The 2,567-nt window shown below is 48.0% G+C and carries 2 rRNA genes; both read left to right on the forward strand.

What is annotated here, in order from left to right:
* A 23S ribosomal RNA gene (locus ACWD1Z_RS37115) occupies positions 1-2,151 on the forward strand; the annotation flags it as partial.
* 83 nt (positions 2,152-2,234) lie between these two features.
* A 5S ribosomal RNA gene (gene rrf, locus ACWD1Z_RS37120) occupies positions 2,235-2,350 on the forward strand.
* Positions 2,351-2,567 lie beyond the last annotated feature (217 nt).

Raw genomic sequence — 2,567 nt, forward strand, 5'->3', positions numbered from 1 at the left:
AGACGCACTGGAGGCCCGAACCAGGACACGTTGAAAAGTGTTTGGATGACTTGTGGATAGCGGAGAAATTCCAAACGAACTGGGAGATAGCTGGTTCTCTCCGAAATAGCTTTAGGGCTAGCGTCGAAATGTAAGTGTATTGGAGGTAGAGCACTGTTTGGGTGAGGGGTCCGTCTAGGATTACCAATCTCAGATAAACTCCGAATGCTAATACACATGTTCGGCAGTCAGACTGCGAGTGCTAAGATCCGTAGTCGAAAGGGAAACAGCCCAGACCAACAGCTAAGGTCCCAAAATATATGTTAAGTGGAAAAGGATGTGGGGTTGCACAGACAACTAGGATGTTAGCTCAGAAGCAGCTATCATTCAAAGAGTGCGTAATAGCTCACTAGTCGAGTGACCCTGCGCCGAAAATGTACCGGGGCTAAACATATTACCGAAGCTTTGGATTGATATTTTATCAATGGTAGGAGAGCGTTCTTAACCGCGATGAAGGTATACCGTGAGGAGTGCTGGAGCGTTAAGAAGTGAGAATGCCGGTATGAGTAGCGCAAGATAAGTGAGAATCTTATCCACCGTAAGACTAAGGTTTCCAGGGGAAGGCTCGTCCGCCCTGGGTTAGTCGGGACCTAAGGCGAGGCCGAAAGGCGTAGTCGATGGACAACTGGTTGATATTCCAGTACTAGATATGATCGTGATGGAGGGACGCAGTAGGCTAAGAGATGCCAGTTAATGGATTCTGGTCTAAGCAGTGAGGTGTGAGATGTGTCAAATGCATTTCTCTTTAACATTGAGCTGTGATGGGGAAGCAACTACGGTTGCGAACTCTCTGATGTCACACTGCCAAGAAAAGCTTCTAGCGTAAAGTCATATCTACCCGTACCGCAAACCGACACAGGTAGTCGAGGCGAGTAGCCTCAGGTGATCGAGAGAACTCTCGTTAAGGAACTCGGCAAAATAGCCCCGTAACTTCGGGAGAAGGGGTGCTGGTGTAAAAGCCAGCCGCAGTGAATAGGCCCAAGCAACTGTTTATCAAAAACACAGCTCTCTGCTAAACCGCAAGGTGATGTATAGGGGGTGACGCCTGCCCGGTGCTGGAAGGTTAAGAGGAGTGCTTAGACGTAAGTCGAAGGTATGAATTGAAGCCCCAGTAAACGGCGGCCGTAACTATAACGGTCCTAAGGTAGCGAAATTCCTTGTCGGGTAAGTTCCGACCCGCACGAAAGGCGTAATGATTTGGGCACTGTCTCAACGAGAGACTCGGTGAAATTTTAGTACCTGTGAAGATGCAGGTTACCCGCGACAGGACGGAAAGACCCCATGGAGCTTTACTGTAGTTTGATATTGAGTACCTGTAAGTCATGTACAGGATAGGTAGGAGCCATTGAAATAGGGACGCTAGTTTCTATTGAGGCGTTGTTGGGATACTACCCTTGACTTATGGTTACTCTAACCCGCTGGCATAATCGGCCAGGGAGACAGTGTCTGACGGACAGTTTGACTGGGGCGGTCGCCTCCTAAAGAGTAACGGAGGCGCTCAAAGGTTGGCTCAGATTGGTTGGAAATCAATCGTAGAGTGTAAAGGTAAAAGCCAGCTTGACTGCGAGAGCTACAACTCGAGCAGGTAGGAAACTAGGACTTAGTGATCCGGTGGTACCGCATGGAAGGGCCATCGCTCAACGGATAAAAGCTACCCTGGGGATAACAGGCTTATCTCCCCCAAGAGTTCACATCGACGGGGAGGTTTGGCACCTCGATGTCGGCTCGTCGCATCCTGGGGCTGTAGTCGGTCCCAAGGGTTGGGCTGTTCGCCCATTAAAGCGGCACGCGAGCTGGGTTCAGAACGTCGTGAGACAGTTCGGTCCCTATCCGTCGCGGGCGTAGGTAATTTGAGAGGATCTGTCCTTAGTACGAGAGGACCGGGATGGACTTACCGCTGGTGTACCAGTTGTTCCGCCAGGAGCACGGCTGGATAGCTATGTAGGGAAGGGATAAGCGCTGAAAGCATCTAAGTGCGAAGCCCACCTCAAGATGAGATTACCCATTCGTAAGAATTAAGAGCCCAGAGAGATGATCTGGTAGATAGGCTGGAAGTGGAAGAGTTGCGAGACTTGGAGCGGACCAGTACTAATCGCTCGAGGACTTTACCAAAAGAGTCAAATATAATATGCTTATGGTTTAAAAGTTAGAAGAATTGTTATTTAGTTTTGAATGTTCAAGGTAACATTTAATGATTTGGTCATCATTGCGATGGAGATACACCTGTTCCCATGTCGAACACAGAAGTTAAGTCCATCTACGGCGGAAGTACTTGGGGGTTGCCCCCTGGGAGATAGGCGAGTGGCCAAGTGAACTGGAGGAGCTATGGCTCCTCTTTTTTTATCTCACTAACGAGATTCAAGAGATAGGATGTATAAATAAATAAAAAAGACCTCTCGGGCCTTTTTTTATTTAACGATTTAGAATAAACTCTGATTTAATTGCTAGTTGCTGAATTTCTTTGGAAGTAGCCAATTCAAATGCACAACGTCCTACTTGTTGAAAGTGATTATTTACGGTTGGAATAT

The sequence above is a fragment of the Streptomyces sp. NPDC002784 genome (genome assembly GCF_053592135.1).